The following is an 18235-nucleotide window of genomic DNA, read 5'->3' as shown; positions in this document are numbered from 1 at the left end:
CGTCCTCATGCTAAGCACTGGTATCGATTCCACTGATGCGATGAAGGTCTCATCGGCGCAACCCGTTGATCCTTTCAGCTCAACAAACGGTGTGAGATCCGACAGATCTCCTATGGGAGCGGCGAACGGCGTGGCGTCACACGCGGAAACCCAGCCGCCGGATCGCCCGTGGAGTGGCCCCTGCCGAACGTCGCAACGCGTAACACCCTCAACCGGCTGAACGATTCCACGTGACCACCGTGGTGTGCGTCTGGAGCAGGAATCGCCGATGAGCAGGGTCAGCCGTGTCACCTCCGCCGGGATGGCCGGAACGCTGGCGTTCGGGGCGCTGATCACCTTGCTGGTCACGGTGAATCGGCCCCAGCCGGTCGACGTGCGCCGGGTCGACCTGGGCCCCGTGCAGCCCGGCGTGCTCAGCGCCGACGCCACGACGACGCTCATGGTGTTGCAGTCCACGGCGACGGCCATGCTCGCCCCACCGCCGCCACTACCGGTGACCACGACCACTGCGGTGGCGGCCACCACCACCGAGCCGCCACCGAGTCTGCCGGCGACGTCCTCGTCGCCCGTCACGTCCACCTCGAAGCGGCCCCAACACAGGTGCGACGACAACTACGTCACCGACGGCCTGTGCGTGCCGTGGCGCTTCCCGCCCGGCGTGCGGCACGCCTGCAGATGGCTGTCGGACCAAGGCGTCACCCGGATCGAGGTCCAGGGCCGGGACCGGCACCGGCTGGACCTCGACTTCGACCGCGTCGCCTGCGAGCGCACCGACTAGCGCCCGCGCCGCACGGCTCCTAGCGGCCCGCCAGCCGGTCGATCGCGCCACCCACCCGGTCCGCCAGCAGCCCGACCGCACCCACGGCGCGGCTCATCGGGTCGTCCTCCGAGCCGCCCAACGCCTGCGCCCGCAGGTAGCCCGCCTTCACCTCGTCCCACCGCCGCGCCTGCTCGGGCGTCAACGTGCCGCGCAGCTCGGCCAGCTTGAGCAGGTTCGCCTCCGCGCCGGACGTCAGCGTCTGCGCCTCGCCGAGGTAGTGGTCGTCGATGACGGCCATGAGCTCGGCGTCGTTCATCACCGGCACGACCTTCTCCGCCAGCTTGTTCATGTTCCGGTAGGAGCCCTGGAGCCGGAACGGCGGCTCGACCCGGGAGGCGTCGGACTGCGCGGCGGAAGCGATGTAGGCCTGGTTGTTGGCCAGCACGACCTGCTGGACCCGCAGCAGCTTGCGCAGCACGGACAACACCTGCTCCAACTCCACCGACGTGTACGGGTGGCCGAGCCGGTCCGCCCGGACCTCCTCGCCCCGGGCCATCCGGACCAGCAGCTCCACATCACCCCGGTCCCTGGTGGACAGCGGCGCGAGGACGGCGTTCGAGGTCAGCGCGTTCTCGATGTAGCTCAACGCGAACAGGTCCTCGCGCCCGGACAGCACGTCGCCGAGGTTCCACACGTCGGCCCGGTTGGCGAGCATGTCGGGGATGCGGAACCGTTGCCCCGACTCGGTGTACGGGTTGCCCGCCATGCACACCGCGAACCGCTTGCCCCGCAGGTCGTAGGTGCGGGTCCGGCCGTTCCACACGCCCTCCATGCGGCGCTGGGCGTCGCACAGGGAGATGAACTTCTGCAGCAGCTCGGGCGAGGTGTGCTGGATGTCGTCCAGGTAGAGCAGCACGTTGTTGCTGCTCTCCAGGGCGAACGAGATCTTCTCCACCTCCTGTCGGGCTGTGGCGTTCGGCGCGTCGGCCGGGTCGACGCTGGTCACCTCGTGCCCCAGCGACGGGCCGTTGACCTTGACGAACACCAGGCCGAGCCGGTTGGCGACGTACTCCATCAGCGTCGTCTTGCCGTAGCCGGGCGGGGAGATGAGCAGCAGCAGGCCCATCTGGTCGGTGCGCTTGGCGTCACCCGCCGCGCCCAGCTGCTTGGCCAGGTTGTCGCCGATCAGCGGCAGGTAGACCTCGTCCAGCAGCCGGTTGCGCACGAACGCGCTCATCACCTTCGGCTGGTACTCCTCCAGCCGGAGCCGCCGCTTCTCCCGGGCCACCAACTCGTTGCGGCGCCTCTGGTAGGCGCGGAACGCGGGCACCCGTTCCTCGCGGAACCGGCGGGTGCGGGCCAGCAGCTCGTCCAGCCGGATCGCCAGCCTGCGGTCGGTGATCCTGGGGTGCGCGCCGAGCAGGCCGTCCACAGTGGACTCGAGTTGCGCGGACGACTCGTGTCGGGGCAGGTCGCGGCACAGTTCGAGGGCGATCGCCTCGGGCAGGTCCGGTTCCGCGCGACCGGCCAGGAACGCCTCGTACCAGCCTTCGACCAGCTCGCGGCGGTCGTCCGGGTCCGGGAGGGCACGGAGGTCGTCCTCGAACTCCTGGCGGTTTCCCAGGGCCCGGTGGAACGCGTCGGTCAGCGCCCGTGCGGCGGCACTGGTGGCGAACCCCGCCGGGGCACTGCACAGCTCCTCGAACAGGTACTCGCCGGCCAGCGGATCGCCCGCCCGTTCCGCGAGTTCCGCGCACAGTTCGTCGATCGCCCCGGTGTGCCCGAAGATCGCCCGCGCACGGCCGAGCGACGTGGCCCGGCGCTCCCACCGCGCCTTGTCGTCCTCGTCGGCCCGCGCCCAGAACAGCTGCGCGGCGGCCCGTGCCGACGGCGGGTACCGCAGCACGCCCGCGCCGGCGTGCAGGCGCAGCAACGCGTCGAGGATCTTCGCGGCGTCGTGGTCGTGCACACCGCGCTCGTAGCCCTCGTCCAGCCGGGCTTCCGCGACCTGGCGGACCAGGTCGAGCAGTCGGCCGTCGGTCGCGGCGGCGTGCAGGCCGTCCAGCGGGTGTTCGGCGAGGATCGACGCGGCCAGGTGTTCGGCCCGGTACACCTCGGCGGTCTCCGAGGCCACCGACTGGTCCCAGAACGGCTTGGTGGCGGCGAAACCCGGGTCGTCGACCGGCGCGCGGAAGTCGGTCCCGGTGACGGCCAACGACAGCTCGCCGTCCTTGGGCACCAGGGTCAGGTCCAGCGGCTGGGTGTTGACCGCGAACCGGTGCCGCCCCAGCCTCATCGTCTCGCCGTCGAACAGGTCCAGCCGGTCGCGCAGCGCGCGGCCCGCCTCCTGGCGGGCGGCGAGCACCCGGCCGGCCAGCTCCTCGGCCCGCACCTGGTCGCCGAGTTCCCGCAGCTCCTCGGCCACGGTGCGGATCTTGGCCACCATCGGGTCGGACGCGAAGTAGGTGTTGACCTCGTCCAGCGAGCCCAGCGACGCGACCCGGCGGGCGACGCTCGCCAGGATCCGGTCGGCCGACTCGGCGAGCCGGTCCGCGCGCCGGGCGCGGTCGTCCAGCAGCGCCTGCTTGCGGGACGAGAACGCCTCGTAGACGTCGGTCCGCTTGTCGCCCAGCCTGGCCAGGAAGTCGTCGAACTCGCCGAACCGCGACTCCAGGTTCTCCAACTGGAGCAGCAGCCGGCCGAGCTGCTCGTCGCACCGCTGCGGCGTGTCGGCGACCGCGAGCGCGCCCGTGACGGCCTGGCCGAGCAGGGCGAACTCGGCGGCGAACTCGGCGCGTCCCTCGGTGGCGAGGAGTTCGCGGCGGCGACCGTCCACAGTGGCCCGTGCGCGGTTCAGCCCGCCCAGCACCTCGCCGATGCGTTCCAGGATCGACGTGCGCACGGTGGCGTCGGCGATGTCCAGCGACCCGACGACCTCGGTCAGCACCTCCAGCCCCCGCTGGCGTTCGGCCAGCTCGTCGGTGACCGGCTTGGCCTCGGCGACCGTGCGGATCGCGTCGGCCTTGCCCACCAGCTCTTCCACCTGCTCGTGGTAGCCGGTGAACGCGTCGTCCCGGCGCAGGTGCTCGACCGCCCGCTGCGCCGTGGACCCGAGTTCGACGTCGAGTTGCCCGCTCAGCTCGTCGATGCGGGCCAGGTCGACGTACCGCAGTTCCCTGAGCGTGACCAGGTGCCCCTGCGCGCCGCGCAGATCGGCCAGCCGGCGCACCCAGGCGTCCGCGCCGACCGGCACCTCGCCGCGCGTGCGGCGGATCATCGACGCGATCTTCTCGCCCGCCTCCACGAGCGCCGTCGCGGCCTGCCCGGTCAGCGCCTGCACCGTCTCGAACTCGTCCAGCACCTGCTCGGCGGTCGTCCGGACCTCCGTCAGCGGGGTGCGCAGGTCGCCCAGGTCCGACTCGCCCAGCCAGTGGTAGGCGTCGAAGACCCTGGTGCACGAGGCGATCAGGTCCTCGAACACCGGCACGGACGGCGCCATCTCGCCGACCATCCGGCTCACCGACAGGCAGTCCGAGATACCGCGCACCAGATCGGCGTTGCCGACCCGTTCGAGCGGGCCGGTGCCGACCGGCTGCGCGGCGGCGTAGGTGTCGGACAGGTACGGCGTCTGCCACACCTGCATCGGGTGCACCCGCGTCGGTTCTTCGTTGAGCGCGCGGAAGACCACCAGCGTGCCGTCGTCGAACAGCGAATAGCCGTGGCACGGCAACGGGTTCGCGACTTCCTTGCGGATCACGTTGTACGGCAGCAGGAGCGAGCGGCCGTCGCGGCGGGCGTGGAAGACGTAGAGCACGTCCTCGCCGTTCACGGAGCGGATGACCCGCTCGAACTCCAGCTCGTCCACCTCGGTGTCGAACGTCTTGCTGACGCCGGTGGCCAGGTAGTACCCGCCGGGGAAGATCAGCCCCTGGTCCTCCGGAAGCCGTTGGCAGGCCTGGCCGATGCCGTCCAGCCGCGTCACGTCCCTGGTGCGGGTGTTGAACACCAGGTGCCGCCACGCGGTCTCGTTGTACGGGCGGATGCGCAGCAGGATCAGCGAACCCACCCGCGCGTACTGCACGTCCGCGTCGGCCAGCGACTGCAACGGCTCGTCCACCGGCTCGCGGTAGATGCCCTCGCCGGTCTCGGTGTTGTTCTCGACCTTGATGGTGAGGTCGCCGCCGACGGTCTCCACGAAGACCTCGTCCTCGATGGAGATGTGCGGGTGGCGGCCCAGCACGTGGTGCTCGCGCGCGGTCGGCGTCCACTCGAAGTCGTGCGACGGCGGGAACACGTGGTCCCGTTCGCCCCGGTTGTCCAGGTACTTCACGGTCCCGTCGAGGCCGACCTGCCAGCGCAGCACCCGGATGTCCCCGGTCCGCGCCCCGGTCTGGAACACGGCGAGCAGCCTGCCCTCGACCCGCCGCAACTGCACCAGCCGCGTGTCGCGGTAGTACCGGTACAGCTCGGCGAAGTCGCGCTCGAACTGCGGATCCCGCAGCAGACCGGGCAGTTCGTCGTGCGCGTCCTCGAACCGGAACGCGTCGCCGTCCCGCGTGAAGCGGTGCAGCGAGAACACGTCGTCGACCGTCGTCTCCGGCTTCAGCCCGATGAAGACGTTGTAGCCGAACAGCATCAGCCCGGCCACCTGGACGACATCGCGCGGCACGCAGTTGTTCCCGGTGCGGATGCGCTCGGTGCCGAGGAGCGTGAGCTCGGCGCTGCCGAACACCTCCAGCCGCCGGGCGTTCAGCGCTTCGGCCCGGCGGGCGAGCCCGGCCGCCTGCTCGGCGAGCCGGGCCTTGAGCACTTCGTAGGTGCCCGCGTCCAGTGACATCTGCCCCGACGTCTGCCCGGGCGTCTGCCCGGTCGCGGTCTCCCCGGCCGTCACGGCTGCCGTCACGACTGGGCGGCGAGCGCGGCCACCGGCCGTTCGGCGACACCGAGGCGCTGGGCGGCGGCCAGCAGCTCGCGCAACTTGTCCTCGTCCGGCCCGCCGGAGTTGATCAGCTTGAGCAGCAGCGCCGACACGGTGAGGTTCTTCAGGTCACCGGTGCCGAACGAGCCGAGGATGCCGCCGAGGTCCCGGGTGAAGTCGGCCGAGCCGTTCAACCACGACTTGCCCAGGGTTTTCGCCACGTCGGAGTGCTCCACGAACCCGTCGATGCTCTTGCCGACCGAGATCGCGCCCACCACGCGGTCGAAGAACATGCCGTCCCCGCCCACGATGTCGATGTCGGCCTTCTCCAGCCCCGCCGCGAGCACCTTGGCCTGCGACTCGGCGACCTGCCGCTGCACGTCGATGCCGGCCAGCCGGATCTCCTTCTCGGTCTCCAGCCGGAGCCGGTACTCCTCGTGCTCGCGGGTCGCGCCGTCCAGCGCGGCCATCGCGTTCGCCTTGTCCGCCAGGCCTTCCGCCTCGCCCTTGAGCTTCTCCTTGATCGCCTCGGCGACCACCAGGGCCTTCTGCCGCTCCACCACGGCCTCCGCGCGGCCGACCTTCTCGATCGCCTCGGCGTCGCGCTCGCGCACCTGCACGTCGGCCAGGCCGGACGCGGCGGCGTCCGCCTGCTTGCCCTCGGCCAGTCGGATCATGGCGCGGGTGTCCAGCTCGGCGGCCTGCTGGCGGGCCTCCGCGAGCAGGAGTTCCTCGCGGGCCTTGAACTTCGCCGCCGCCTCCGCGGCCTCGGCCGCCTTGATGTCCTTGACCAGGTGCTCCTGCGCCTCGGCCTCGGCCCTGATGACGGTGGTCTGGCGCAGCCGCTCGGCCTCCTCGACCGCCCGCAGCCGCTTGATGTTCTCCTCCTGCTCGGCCACCGTCTTCTCCACCGCGATGCGCTCGCGCACCACCTCGGCGATGGCGCGCTTCTCGCCCTCCACCTCCTTGTCGGCGGAGATGCGGGTCAGCTCGGTCTCCCGCTCCCGGCCGATGACCTCCAGCTGGCGGTCCTTCTCGATGCGCTCGGTCTCGATGGCGATCACCCGCTGGCGGTTCTTCTCCGCCACCGCGATCTCGCGGTTCTTGTTCTCCTGCTGGATGCCGAGCTGCTCGTCGGTGCGGATGTTCGCGGTGTGCGCCTTGAGCCGTTCCTCCGCCTGCACCTTGGCGATCTCGGCTTCCTCGCGGGCGCGCATGGTCTCGACCTCGCGCTTCTGCTTGATCTCCGCGTCCGCCTGGCGGCGTTCCAGTTCGAGGATCGCCTCGCGCGCGTCCACGTTCTGGCGGGTGATCTCCTTCTCCTCGCCGCGCTGGTACTCGTTGGTGCGCACGTGCTCGATCGCGGTCAGCTCGGTGATCTTGCGGATGCCCTGCGCGTCCAGGATGTTCGACGGGTTGAGCTGCGCCATCGGCGTCTGCTCCAGGTAGTCGATCGCCGCGTCCTCCAGGCTGTAGCCGTTGAGGTCGGTGCCGATCACCTCGATGATCTGGTCGCGGAACTGGTTGCGCTTGGTGTAGAGGTCGACGAAGTCCAACTGCTTGCCGACGGTCTTGAGCGCCTCGGAGAACTTGGCGTTGAACAGCTCCTGGAGCGTCGTCTCGTCGGACGCGCGGGCGGTGCCGATCGCCTGCGCCACCTTGATGACGTCCTCCACGGTCTTGTTGACCCGCACGAAGAACGTGATGCGGATGTCGGCGCGGATGTTGTCCCGGCAGATGAGGCCCTCGGTGCCGGCGCGGCGGATCTCGATCGTCTTCACCGAGATGTCCATGATCTCGGCCCGGTGCAGCACCGGCAGCACGATCGCGCCGGTGAACGTCACGTCCACCTTGCGCACCTTGGAGATGATCAGCGCCTTGCCCTGCTCGATCTTGCGGAACAACCGGCTGATCATGACCAGCAGCGCGACCAGGACGACGAGGGCGACGGCGACGAGAATGCCGAAGCCGGTGGTGATGACATCCATCAGTGCTCCCGCAGCGGGTAGGTGGGGATCGGGGCGACCCAGAAGAACTCGCCGTCCTGGTCGTAGTCGAAGATCAGCGCCGTGGTGCCGGCCGTCAGCTCGTCCCGGCCCGCCTGGCGGACCTGCACGATCGCCGACGACCCGTCGTCGGCGGTGACCTCGGCCTGCCCGAAGTGCGCGGTGACCGTGCCGGTGCGGATCACGCAGACCCGGCCGACGAAGTCGCTGCGCGACGCGGGCGCGAGCGTGGGGTACAGGCGCCGCAACGGGACCACCGCCACCCGTGCGGCCAGGAAGCCGACCACCAGCGACCCGGCGAGGATCGCGACGTGGTACCCGTCGAAGAGGGTGGTGGCGGACAGGCAGACGAACCACGCCACCGGCACCAGCAGCGAGACCATCACGCTGAACGGCACACCGCCCAGCCCGTAGGCGAGTTCCACACCGCCGTCCAGGTCCACCCCGACCGCGGCGAGCACCCAGAACAGCACCACGGCGGCGAGCAGGATGGTCAGGATGACGGTCGGGAAGGCGAGCGCGGATTCGAAGAACTCCCCCATGCACCCCCCTCTGTTGGGGGGACTGTATCCGTCGGATTGCGGCTACAGCGGGGAAATCACCGAACGCGTCGGCTCGACCACGGATTCAATGCAGTAGCAGCCCCGAAACGCGCGTGTGCGGGTTGCCGCCGTAGCTGACGACCGCCCCGGCGGCGTCCGGCATGGACCGGATGCTCATCCCGGCGAACCCCTCGTCGGTCACGAACCAGCCCCACGTGGTCAGCCACGGCCGTTCGTCGCCGGGAACGGTGTCGAGCGTCGGGCGGACCCGTTCCTGGAGCACGAACGGCTGCCCCCTGCGGTCGTCGAGCAGTTCGGACCACTGCCGGTCGTCGTGCAGCCAGCCAGCGTGGATGCCGGTGCCCGCGAACTCGTCGGTGACCTTGAGGATCAGGTTCTCGCGGTGCTCACGCGCGTAGTCCGGCTCGACGTCGTCCAGGCCCCTCGTCCACGGCAGCAGCCGGTCGACCAGCGCCCGTTCGTGGTCCTCCAGCCCGTCCCGGTGCCGGGAGAGCAGGGCGAGGGTGGACTTGTTGCCGTAGAGGAAGCTCGTGAGCGGCGTGAAGACCTCGGTCCTGGTGGCTTTGACGAACGCGTCGGTGTGCCCCACGGCGTTGTCGAGCGAGAAGAACCTGACCACGGTGTCCAGCCGCGTTCCGTCGAGGTGGAGGTAGCCGTTGCGCTCGGTCAGATCTTCCAACTCGCCCAACAGGACGTCCACGCCGAGCCGGGCGCAGGACTCCTTGAGCGAGGCGAACCCCTTGCCGAACTTCCGCAACATCCCGCCGGCTTCGAGGAATGCCACCGTCCCGGAGCCGACGGCCCGCAGCAACTCCTCGACCGGATGGACGAACGTCAACCCGTGTCGCCGCACGAACCCTTGCAGCTCCGGCACTTCGTGGATGGCGCGTGCGAGGTCACCCAGGTCCCGACCGCCGAGTTGGCTGCCGGAGTTGAACTCCAGCAACCGGAAACCGTCCCCGACGCGGTAGATGTCGGCACGGCCGTGGAACGGCGGCCGTTCGGCGGACAGCAACGCGACCTGGGCAGGCGGGATGCCCAACGCCCCGGCGAACCGGGCCAGACTGCCGTCGAACAGCCTGGCGGGCAACGACACCAGGAGGTCGAACAGCTGCCGGATGTCCTCGGCAACCCGTTCGGCGACGGATCGTTCGAGGAAGAACGGCCGTGGCACCAACCGTTCCCCGTACACGGCGCGCAGGGCGGGCGGCAGGTCGAGCCGTTCCATCACTCCGTGCAGGCTCTCGTCGGACAAGAATGCCCGCGTCACGCGATCGGTCACGGCAACTCCCCAGTGGTCGTCGCGCACATTCGTCGCGCACATGATGACGGAGCCGCGGTCCGCACAGCGCTGCGGTCCCGCTGTCAGCCGTCGATCGGCGGTGGCCCGAACATCCCCCGCAGCACCGTGCGGACGGCCTCCGCAGGAGCGAAGTCGGGCTGCGGGTTGGCGAGTTGGTTGGTCAGCAACCCGTCGATGACGGCCAACAGCAACCGGAGATCACGGACCGGGTCGTCCGACCCCAACGCACCGATGAGCGGCCCCGCCCACTCGGCGATCCGGCGGTGGGCCTCGGCGATCCGCCGACCCAACTCTGGCCGGACGCTCGCCTCCACGAACACCGCGTGCCGGGCCAACGTGAGCACGCGTTCGTCGGCGAGTTGCCGGACCAGGCACCCGACTGCGGTCGCGAGGGCGTCGGGGTTCGAGACGTCGACGGCAAGCCGCCCCCACAGCTCGGTCTCCCGTTCGAGCAGCCGGTCCACCACGCCGCTGACCAGCGCGTCCCGCGTGCGGAAGTGGTTGGAGGTGGACCCCTCCGGCAGGCCGGCGGCCGTGTCGACGGCCCGGTGCGTCAACCCGCGCGGTCCGGTCGTGCCGAGCACCCGGATCGCCGCGTCGAGCACCTGCTGCCGCCTCGTCACGGCGATCACACTACACCCGTAGTGCTGGTGACTACATCTGTAGTACGGTCGGCGGCATGAGAGCAGCAGTCATCGGCGGAGGAATCGGCGGTCTGACCGCGGCCATCGGTCTGCACGAGTCGGGCTGGGAGGTGACCGTCTACGAACGCTGCGACGCCCTACCCGCGACCGGCACCGGACTCGGCATCTGGCGCAACGCCATCGAGGCACTGGACAATCTCGGCTTGGGCGCAGCGGCCCGACGCGCCGGCCGCGAACAGCCGGACGGCACGCTGCGCAAGCCCGACGGGTCGGTCATCGGCCCGCTGCGGGCGGACGTGCACCTGCTGACCAGACCGGCCTTGCTCACCCTGCTGGCCGACGCCCTGCCGTCGAACGCCATCCGGTTCGGCACGCCCATGACGTGGCAGGAGTGCGATCACGACCTGATCGTGGGGGCCGATGGGATCAACAGCGCGACCCGCCGTTCCCTGTTCGGGGTGGAGGTGCGTCACTCGGGGGCGATCGGCTGGCGCGGGACCGTGGACCTGGAGGTCGCGGCGGGCGGTGAGACGTGGGGCCGAGGAGTGAAGTTCGGTCTGACGCCGCAGGCCGACGGCCGCACCAACTGGTACGCGATGACCGGCCCCGACGCCGAGCTGGAGGCCGTCTTCGGCGACTGGCACGACCCCATTCCCCGGGTGTTGGCCGAATCCACCGAAATCCTCCGCCACCCCTTGGACTACCTGCCCCCATTGCCGGCCTACTACCAGGACCGAATCGTCCTGCTGGGGGACGCGGCCCACGCCATGACACCGGATCTGGGACAAGGCGCCTGCCAGGCGATCATCGACGCCGTAACCCTGGCGGAACACGTGACACCCGACAATATTCCCGCAGGCCTCGAAAACTACGACAAAGCACGTCGCCGATCGACCCAGCGGATGGTGAAACAATCATTGGCCCTCAACCGCCTGGCCAGGATGCGCCGCTTCACCGGAGTCCGCGACACGGTTTTGAAGGCAGCGCTTGCCCTGGCTCCCAAACCCCGGCAGGACAAGTCGTGGAGCGCGGACCTGGAATCGGACGAACTGGCCGGCTAACTCTGCGGCAACTTGACGGAACGCCGGGCACGGGGCGCGGAAGGCGGAGGCACCATCGGGCCGATGTCCCCGTCGGGCGCGGTGTCGAGGTCGACGATCACCGGGGCGTGATCACTCGGTCCGGTGCCCTTGCGGGCGTGCCGGTCAACCCAGGCAGCGCGGACACGGCCGGACACCGGCTCCGAGGCCAGCACCAGGTCGATCCTCATACCGAGGTCCTGGTGGAACATCCCGGCGCGATAGTCCCAATAAGTGAAGACCCGTTCATCCGGCCACCGGTCGCGAACGACATCCCGAAGCCCCAAAGCGTGCAGTTCGGCCAACGCCTCCCGTTCGGGCGCGGTCACGTGGGTGTGCCCGGCGTAAGCGGCGGGATCGAACACGTCGGCATCGGCGGGAGCGATGTTGATGTCCCCACAAACCACCAGATCGTCGGCCTCACCGGCCAATAGGTCCCGCAGCGCGGCCAACCACTCCAGCTTGTAGACGTAATGGTCGGACTCGGGCGCCCGCCCATTTGGCACGTAGAGCGAGTAGACCCGGACACCACCACAAGTAGCCGCAACCGCCCGAGCCTCCGGATCGGGGAACCCAGGCGCCCCAGCGACCCCGGTCACCACGTCGTCCAACCCGACCTTGGACAGAATGGCCACCCCGTTCCACCGGCCCTCACCGTGGACGGCGGCCCGGTACCCCCGCTCGGCGAGCGGCCCGCTGAGCAACGCGTCGAAGGCGTCGTCAGCCAACTTGGTCTCCTGCAAGCAGACGACGTCAGGGGCCCGCTGGTCCAACCAGGGCAACAACCGAGGCAACCGCTGCTTCACCGAGTTGACGTTCCAAGTAGCCACCCGCACCACCCCAAGGTAGCCCCCAGCCACCCCGCCCACTGCCCGACATCCCGTCGAACACCCCCGACGCCCCCACCCCGCCCGCAGCCGACCGCCTCCTCGGTAGGCTGTACCCCGAGGGCTGCTAGCTCAATTGGCAGAGCAGGAGACTTTTAATCTTCGGGTTCAGGGTTCGAGTCCCTGGCGGCCCACCAAACCCCCAGGTCAGCGGCCTGGGCTGCGTAGCCCGCGCTCGGGCTTTCCGTATTCCGGCAGGCCACGGCCGTGACGCTGGCCCTACTTGAGGCGGATGACAGTCGCACGCCTGGGCTGTCCGAGCCTGTATCGACAGGCGTATTGGCGCGCGCCACGGGGGCGTCAGGAACGCGACAGGATCGAGGTCGTGGGTGTCAGGAGCGCGTCCGGGGACGGCGCTTGAACCGCAGCTCAGGGGTGTGCCGATCGGCATGACGTTGATGGAGTTGTTGCCCTCGCTGGGTTGTTCGGCGCAGCCTCGTCCGCCATCGGCGTCACCTGGAGCCGAGCGAAGGGCACATGTACCGCGTCGTGGTCGACGGCGTGCCACGATCGGTTCGTGACGCGGATCGAGGTGGTGCCCGGTGACATCACCGGGGTGCGGGTGGACGCGATCGTCACGGCGGCCAACGAGTCGCTGATGGGCGGCGGCGGGGTGGACGGGGCGATCCATCGCGCAGCAGGCCCGCGGCTGGCTGAGGCGGGCGCCTTGATCGGTCCGTGCGCGCCCGGCGGAGCGCTGGCCACACCGGCGTTCGACCTGAACCCGCCGGTCCGGCACGTGATCCACACGGTGGGCCCGGTGTGGGAGGGCGGCGATCGGGACGAGGTCGCCGTGCTCGCGTCCTGCTACCGCCGCTGCCTGGAGGTCGCCGACGGCCTGGGCGCGCGGACCATCGCCTTCCCTGCCATCGGGACCGGCGTGTACGGGTTCCCCGGTGACGAGGCGGCGCGGGTGGCCGTGGCGACGCTGCGAGGTGCCACCACCTCGGTCGAGCGGATCTTGCTGGTGGCGTTCGACGAGGAAACCGCCGGTCACCTGGCTCGGGCGACCGCCGAGAACGACGGCTGATCCAGCCTGCGCCGCGTGCGGCCGTGGGTTCTGCCGTCGCGCGAGTAGCCCGCAACACAACGGCACGACGGAACGTGAGCAGCGGTTAGCCTGGTTGTGTGGCTCCGTTCGCGTCCTCGCTCAAGATCGGCCCCTACGCGGTCGACCCCGCCGTCGTGCTCGCGCCCATGGCGGGCATCACGAACGTGGCGTTCCGGCAGCTCTGCCGCGAGTTCGGCAGCCCCACCTCGCTCTACGTCTGCGAGATGATCACCGCCCGGGCCATCGTCGAGCGCGACTCGAAGACGATGGAGATGATCACTTTCAGTGAGGACGAGCACCCGCGCTCCATGCAGCTCTACGGCGTCGACCCCACCTCCATGCGCGAAGCCACCAAGATCATCGTCGGCGAGGACCGGGCCGACCACATCGACATGAACTTCGGCTGCCCCGTCCCGAAGGTGACGCGCAAGGGCGGCGGGGCGGCGCTGCCCTACAAGCGGCAGTTGTTCCGGCAGATCGTGCGGGCCGCGGTGCGGGCCGCCGAGCCGGCCGGGGTGCCGGTGACCGTCAAGTTCCGGATCGGGATCGACGACGAGCACCTCACCTACCTGGACGCCGGGCGGATCGCCGAGGACGAGGGGGCGCAGGCCGTCGCCCTGCACGCGCGGACGGCCGCGCAGCGCTATTCCGGGCAGGCCGACTGGTCGGCGATCGCGCGGCTCAAGGAAGCCGTGACCTCGATCCCGGTGCTCGGCAACGGGGACATCTTCAGCGCGCAGGACGCGCTGGACATGGTGGCGCGGACCGGGTGCGACGGGGTTGTCGTCGGGCGCGGGTGCCTGGGGCGGCCCTGGCTGTTCGGCGAGCTCCAGGCCGCGTTCCGGGGCGAGGCGATCCCGCCGGGGCCGGCGCTGGGCCGGGTCGCCGACGTCCTGGGCCGGCACGGGCGGCTGCTCGCCGACCACCTCGGCGAGCAGAAGGGCATCCGCGACCTGCGCAAGCACATGGCCTGGTACCTGAAGGGCTTCCCGGTGGGCGCGGAGTCGCGGCGGGCGCTCGCGATGGTGTCGACGCTGTCGGAGCTGGACGACCTGCTCGCCGGGCTGGACGCGGGCGCCGAATTCCCGCAGGACGCCGAAGGCCCGCGCGGCCGGCAGGGCTCGCCGGCCAAGGTCGTGCTGCCGGAGGGCTGGCTGGACGACCCCGAGGACGAGATGGTGCCCGCCGCGGAAGACATGCACTCCGGTGGCTGAGCCGGTGGCGCGGGTCGCGGCGGCCGTGCTCTGCCTGCTGGCGCTGGCCGCGTGCGGACCGAAGGTGACCGGCACGGCACTGCCGTTGAAGGTGACCGAGGTCGAGCGGGAGCTGGTGTCCAGCTACTTCGCCGCGCTCAACGAGGCGGGCGGGCAGGGCGCGGCCAAGCAGCGCGAGCTGCTCGCCGACACCCAGCACCCCGACTTCCGGGACGGGGACTGCAAGCTGCCCAACGGCACGATCAAGGTCGAGCCCAGCCTGTCCACGCTCCGGCTCGACCCGGACTGGACGCCTCCGGGCGAGGACGAGCACCCGCGCGGAGTGGTGCTGGTGGTCGCCGTGACGCTGACCGTGGTGCAGGACGGCGCCGAGATCGGCACCCAGATCGGCTCCCAGCACATCGTGCTGCTCAACGGGAAGGCCTACGGCTTCGCGCCCTGCGCGAATTGACGACGTTGGGCCGAATGGCCACGCTCGGCGCACGCTCCGGCTTGTTGATCACTGAATGTCACCAGTTCGGAGCAGTGCACGGTCAACCAGTCGAGGGAAATCCTCTGTTGACGCGTCCCGCCGGCTCAAGCGCCGCCTCCTAGGGGACGACACCTTGGCAAGTAGGGAGGTGAGCGCGATGACCGCACTGCGACCAGAAGTCGCCGACTTCGACAGCCACGGCGGCCCGGACCGGGACCAGCCCGCCTCGGAGGGCACCGGCTTGGTGCAGCTGCACGAGTCGATCGCCACGCTGCTCGCTTCCCGGGGCCAGTGGCGGCAGGCCTACCAGCACCTGCGCTCCGCGTACGACCTGGTCTACGCCGACCAGGACGTCCAGCCACAGGTCCCCGAGCAGTTGCGCCGCGAGGTCGACCGGCTGCGCCGCGAGCACGCCGAGGCCCGTGAGCAGAGCCTGCGGGACAGCTTGACCGACAGCTACAACCGCAGGTACCTGGACCAACGGCTGCTCGGCATGGTGACCGAGCACGGCACCGCTGACGGGTTGGCCATCGCGTTGATCGATCTGGACTGGTTCAAGCAGGTCAATGACACTTTCGGGCACCTCTTGGGGGATCGGGTGCTGCAGCGGGTGGTGGAGCTGCTCCAGGAGGAGCTGCCGGAGGGCGGGTTCTGCGCGCGGTACGGCGGCGAGGAGTTCGTGCTCGTGCTGCCCGGGGTGGACGTGGTGGGGAGCGTGGAGATCGCCGAGTCCGCACGAATGCGTGTCGAGCGTCACGCCTGGGCCTCCCTGGCACCCGGTTTGCGAGTGACCATCAGCATCGGGTTGGCTTATGAGCCTCCCGTGGGGGACTCACCGACGCGTCCCCCGGTCGCTCCGGAGCAGCAACTGCTGCGGGCGGACAGCCTGCTCTACACCGCCAAGCAGTCAGGACGGAACGCCGTCGCCTATCGGGAGAACGGTCGGGTGCGCCTGGCAGGCGCCGCGGCCGGGCGACGCGGGATAGCCGAACCACGGGTTGCCGGTTACTGAGGCCTAACGACAGCTCCCCCGTTCGGGCGTAATGTGCTGTGCACAATCGAGTATGCGCGACCCCTGTATCACCGGGAGTTGTCGTCAGGACTGGCGGTCATCCGTAGTATCGCCAGGGCAAGTGACACGCCGTTGGTGCAACCAATGTGTCCTTGCTGTCGTCAACTCGTGATGACGCCCCGCTACTGACCGAAAGCTGAAGGGAGACCGGGTGCCCGACGAGCCCCGCCGTGGCGGCCCCGGACCCCGAGGTGACCAGGCCCCGCAGGACGACCAGCCGACCGGCCGCCGACGCCGCTCGCTGGAGGGCGGCGGCGGTCTGAGCGTCTCCGAGCTGCTGGAACAGCACAGCCGCAGCAACATCCCGCGCCCCGTGCCGCCGGACGACCGCAGACCGGAGCCGCCCGGCCCGCCGCAGTCGACCGGCCGCCGCGCCGCGCCCGAGCCCGACGCCCCCCGGCCGCCCCGCGCCGACCGCGCACCGGGCTACCCGTCCACCGAGGACACCCGACGCCCGAACGGCTCCCCGGACTACTTCGCACCGGCCGCCGGCCGACCGGCCTCGGGCGAAACCGGCCGCCGCGCCCGCCCGACGCCGCCGAACGGCTTCGCGCCGTCCCCCGAGGACACCGGGCGTCGAGCCCGGCCGACGCCTCCCGAGGACACCGGCCGCCGGGCACGACCCACCAACGGGGTGGCCTCCCCCGAGGACACCGGCCGTCGCGGAGCAGGCACGCCAGACAGTGGACGCCGGGCCGGAGCCGCGGTCTCGCCCGAGGAAACCGGGCGACGGGCCGGCCCTCCCGCCGGGTCGCCGGAGGACACCGGGCGACGCGGGCGGGCTGCCAACGGCTTGGCGGGGATCGAGGACACCGGGCGTCGAGCGGCTCCTCCGGAGGACACCGGTCGCCGGGCGCGGCCGACGAACGGCGTGGTGTCACCTGAGGACACGGGCCGTCGTGCCCGCCCGACACCGCCTGAGGAGACGGGTCGTCGGGCGCGCCCCACCAATGGAGTGGCGTCTCCCGAGGACGCCGGCCGCCGAGCACGTCCCACCAGTGGAATGGTGTCGCCTGAGGACACCGGTCGCCGCGTACGGCCCACCGATGGCCCACCGTCGCCCGAGGACGCTGGTCGGCGGGCACGTCCCGCCGGCGCGGTGCCGCCCGAGGCTTTCGCCCCGTCATCCGATGACTCCGGGCGCCGGGCGCGACTCGACGGTCCTCCCTCGCGTGAGGACACCGGGCGCCGGGCGCGTCCGGCACCCGCCGAAGGCTTCGCCCCCGAGGACACCGGTCGACGGGCACGTCCGGCCAACGCAGCGGTGCCGCGCGACGACACCGGGCGTCGCGCCCGGCCGGCCGACGCCTTCACGCCCGAGAACACCGGCCGCAGGCCTCGGCCGCCGGTGGGCGCACCGTCCCCCGAGGACACCGGACGGCGGCCGGTTCCGCCGAACGCCGGCCCCGCCCGCGCGCCCGACGACGTCGCGCAGCGGCTGGGTGCGCCCGATGCGACCGGACGGCGGCCGCAACCGATTGCGGAGGACGGCAGGCGCCCGGCGAACGGTGCTCCCGGTCAGCGGTTCGCGCCGGACGACCCCCGTCGGCCCGAGGCCACCGGACGGCGTCCGCGACCTGATATGCCGCCGCCGCCACCGGGCGGGCCGGACGGCAGTGGACCGCGCCGACTCGCGCATGACGGCGGTGTGGACCCAAACGGTCCGCGCGGTCTTGCGGACGGCACTGGGCCGCGGCGGCTCGCGCCGGGCGGTCCGGACGGTTCCGGGCCTCGCCGACTCGCCGAAGGCGGGCCCCACGCGGCCGGTCCGCGGCGGCTCGCCGAAGGTGCGCCGGACGGCACCGGGCCTCGCCGACTCGCACCAGGCGGACCGGACGGCAGCGGACCACGCAGACTCGCCGAAGGCGCTCCGGACGACCCTCGCCGGTCGGCCGAAGGCGGACGCGAAGGCGCCGGACCGCGCAGGCTCGCCGAAGGCGGGCCTGACGGCAGCGGGCCTCGCCGACTCGCACCAGGCGGACCGGACGGCAGCGGACCACGCAGACTCGCCGAAGGCGCTCCGGACGGCCCACGCCGGTCGGCCGAAGGCGGTCCGGCCGGCAGCGGACCCCGGCGCCTCGCCGAAGGCGGACCCGACGGCGGCGGACCGCGACGGCCGGCGGAAGGTGCGGCCGAAGGCGGTGCGCCGCGGCGGCCGGCCGGTGGCCCGGACGGCAGCGGGCCTCGGCCCGTCGGTGACCGGACCGCGGCCGAAGGTGACGCGGGGCGGGCCGAAGGCGACATCTCCGGGCGGCTGAACGCGCCG

13 protein-coding genes and 1 tRNA gene are annotated in these 18235 nt (G+C 71.1%); 8 read left to right on the top strand and 6 right to left on the bottom strand.

What is annotated here, in order from left to right; all coding sequences use genetic code 11:
• Positions 1–268 precede the first annotated feature (268 nt).
• Complete coding sequence (locus FHS29_RS05990) at positions 269–778, top strand: hypothetical protein (RefSeq protein WP_184689062.1); 510 nt, start codon at positions 269–271, stop codon at positions 776–778.
• 19 nt (positions 779–797) lie between these two features.
• On the opposite strand, the gene FHS29_RS05985 is transcribed toward FHS29_RS05990, so the two are convergent.
• The 5 genes from FHS29_RS05985 to FHS29_RS05965 all read right to left on the bottom strand — a co-directional run bounded on the left by FHS29_RS05985 (position 798) and on the right by FHS29_RS05965 (position 10173).
• Positions 798–5597 carry a DNA repair ATPase gene (locus tag FHS29_RS05985; RefSeq protein ID WP_184689986.1) on the bottom strand — a complete coding sequence of 1600 codons (4800 nt, stop codon included), beginning with the start codon at positions 5595–5597 and terminating at the stop codon, positions 798–800.
• A gap of 62 nt (positions 5598–5659) precedes the next feature.
• Positions 5660–7666 carry an SPFH domain-containing protein gene (locus tag FHS29_RS05980; protein WP_184689061.1) on the bottom strand — a complete coding sequence of 669 codons (2007 nt, stop codon included), beginning with the start codon at positions 7664–7666 and terminating at the stop codon, positions 5660–5662.
• Positions 7666–8226, bottom strand: coding sequence for a hypothetical protein (locus FHS29_RS05975; protein ID WP_184689059.1), 561 nt, complete (start codon positions 8224–8226; stop codon positions 7666–7668). Before FHS29_RS05975 ends, FHS29_RS05980 begins: the two co-directional genes overlap by 1 nt.
• Before the next feature lie 85 nt (positions 8227–8311).
• Positions 8312–9529: a hypothetical protein gene (locus tag FHS29_RS05970; RefSeq protein WP_184689057.1), complete on the bottom strand. Its 1218-nt coding sequence runs from the start codon at positions 9527–9529 to the stop codon at positions 8312–8314.
• Between the two features lie 83 nt (positions 9530–9612).
• Complete coding sequence (locus tag FHS29_RS05965) at positions 9613–10173, bottom strand: TetR/AcrR family transcriptional regulator (RefSeq protein WP_184689056.1); 561 nt, start codon at positions 10171–10173, stop codon at positions 9613–9615.
• 56 nt (positions 10174–10229) lie between these two features.
• Here FHS29_RS05965 and FHS29_RS05960 point away from each other — a divergent pair, with 56 nt between their 5' ends.
• A complete protein-coding gene (locus tag FHS29_RS05960; protein WP_184689054.1) occupies positions 10230–11255 on the top strand; it encodes an FAD-dependent oxidoreductase in 1026 nt (341 codons plus the stop codon).
• Here FHS29_RS05960 and FHS29_RS05955 read toward each other — a convergent pair.
• Positions 11252–12109, bottom strand: a complete 858-nt coding sequence (locus FHS29_RS05955; protein ID WP_184689984.1) for an exodeoxyribonuclease III — start codon at positions 12107–12109, stop codon at positions 11252–11254. The two genes, FHS29_RS05960 and FHS29_RS05955, sit on opposite strands and share 4 nt — an antisense overlap.
• A gap of 112 nt (positions 12110–12221) precedes the next feature.
• Here FHS29_RS05955 and FHS29_RS05950 point away from each other — a divergent pair.
• The 6 genes from FHS29_RS05950 (at position 12222) to FHS29_RS05925 (ending at position 18227) form a co-directional block, all read left to right on the top strand.
• Positions 12222–12297 (top strand) — tRNA-Lys (locus FHS29_RS05950).
• Positions 12298–12677: 380 nt separating this feature from the next.
• Positions 12678–13190, top strand: a complete 513-nt coding sequence (locus FHS29_RS05945; protein WP_184689052.1) for a macro domain-containing protein — start codon at positions 12678–12680, stop codon at positions 13188–13190.
• Between the two features lie 98 nt (positions 13191–13288).
• Complete coding sequence (gene dusB, locus FHS29_RS05940; RefSeq protein ID WP_184689051.1) at positions 13289–14425, top strand: tRNA dihydrouridine synthase DusB; 1137 nt, start codon at positions 13289–13291, stop codon at positions 14423–14425.
• On the top strand, positions 14418–14876 hold the full coding sequence (locus FHS29_RS05935; RefSeq protein ID WP_184689049.1) for a hypothetical protein: 459 nt from the start codon (positions 14418–14420) through the stop codon (positions 14874–14876). Before dusB ends, FHS29_RS05935 begins: the two co-directional genes overlap by 8 nt.
• A 178-nt stretch (positions 14877–15054) precedes the next feature.
• Positions 15055–15909 (top strand): GGDEF domain-containing protein, encoded by an 855-nt coding sequence (locus FHS29_RS05930; RefSeq protein WP_184689048.1) that lies wholly within the window; start codon positions 15055–15057, stop codon positions 15907–15909.
• 1733 nt (positions 15910–17642) lie between these two features.
• A complete protein-coding gene (locus FHS29_RS05925) occupies positions 17643–18227 on the top strand; it encodes a hypothetical protein (protein WP_184689047.1) in 585 nt (194 codons plus the stop codon).
• Positions 18228–18235 lie beyond the last annotated feature (8 nt).

Source organism: Saccharothrix tamanrassetensis, assembly GCF_014203665.1.
In the GTDB taxonomy this organism is placed as follows: Bacteria; Actinomycetota; Actinomycetes; order Mycobacteriales; family Pseudonocardiaceae; genus Actinosynnema; species Actinosynnema tamanrassetense.
This window is presented reverse-complemented; position numbering and strand designations above follow the sequence as displayed.

Excerpts from the sequence above, each read along its gene's own strand:
- FHS29_RS05985 (WP_184689986.1), bottom strand. The coding sequence starts at position 5,597 with ATGTCACTGGACGCGGGCACCTACGAAGTGCTCAAGGCCCGGCTCGCC.
- FHS29_RS05960 (WP_184689054.1), top strand. The coding sequence starts at position 10,230 with ATGAGAGCAGCAGTCATCGGCGGAGGAATCGGCGGTCTGACCGCGGCC.
- FHS29_RS05980 (WP_184689061.1), bottom strand. The coding sequence starts at position 7,666 with ATGGATGTCATCACCACCGGCTTCGGCATTCTCGTCGCCGTCGCCCTC.
- FHS29_RS05975 (WP_184689059.1), bottom strand. The coding sequence starts at position 8,226 with ATGGGGGAGTTCTTCGAATCCGCGCTCGCCTTCCCGACCGTCATCCTG.
- FHS29_RS05930 (WP_184689048.1), top strand. The coding sequence starts at position 15,055 with ATGACCGCACTGCGACCAGAAGTCGCCGACTTCGACAGCCACGGCGGC.
- FHS29_RS05990 (WP_184689062.1), top strand. The coding sequence starts at position 269 with ATGAGCAGGGTCAGCCGTGTCACCTCCGCCGGGATGGCCGGAACGCTG.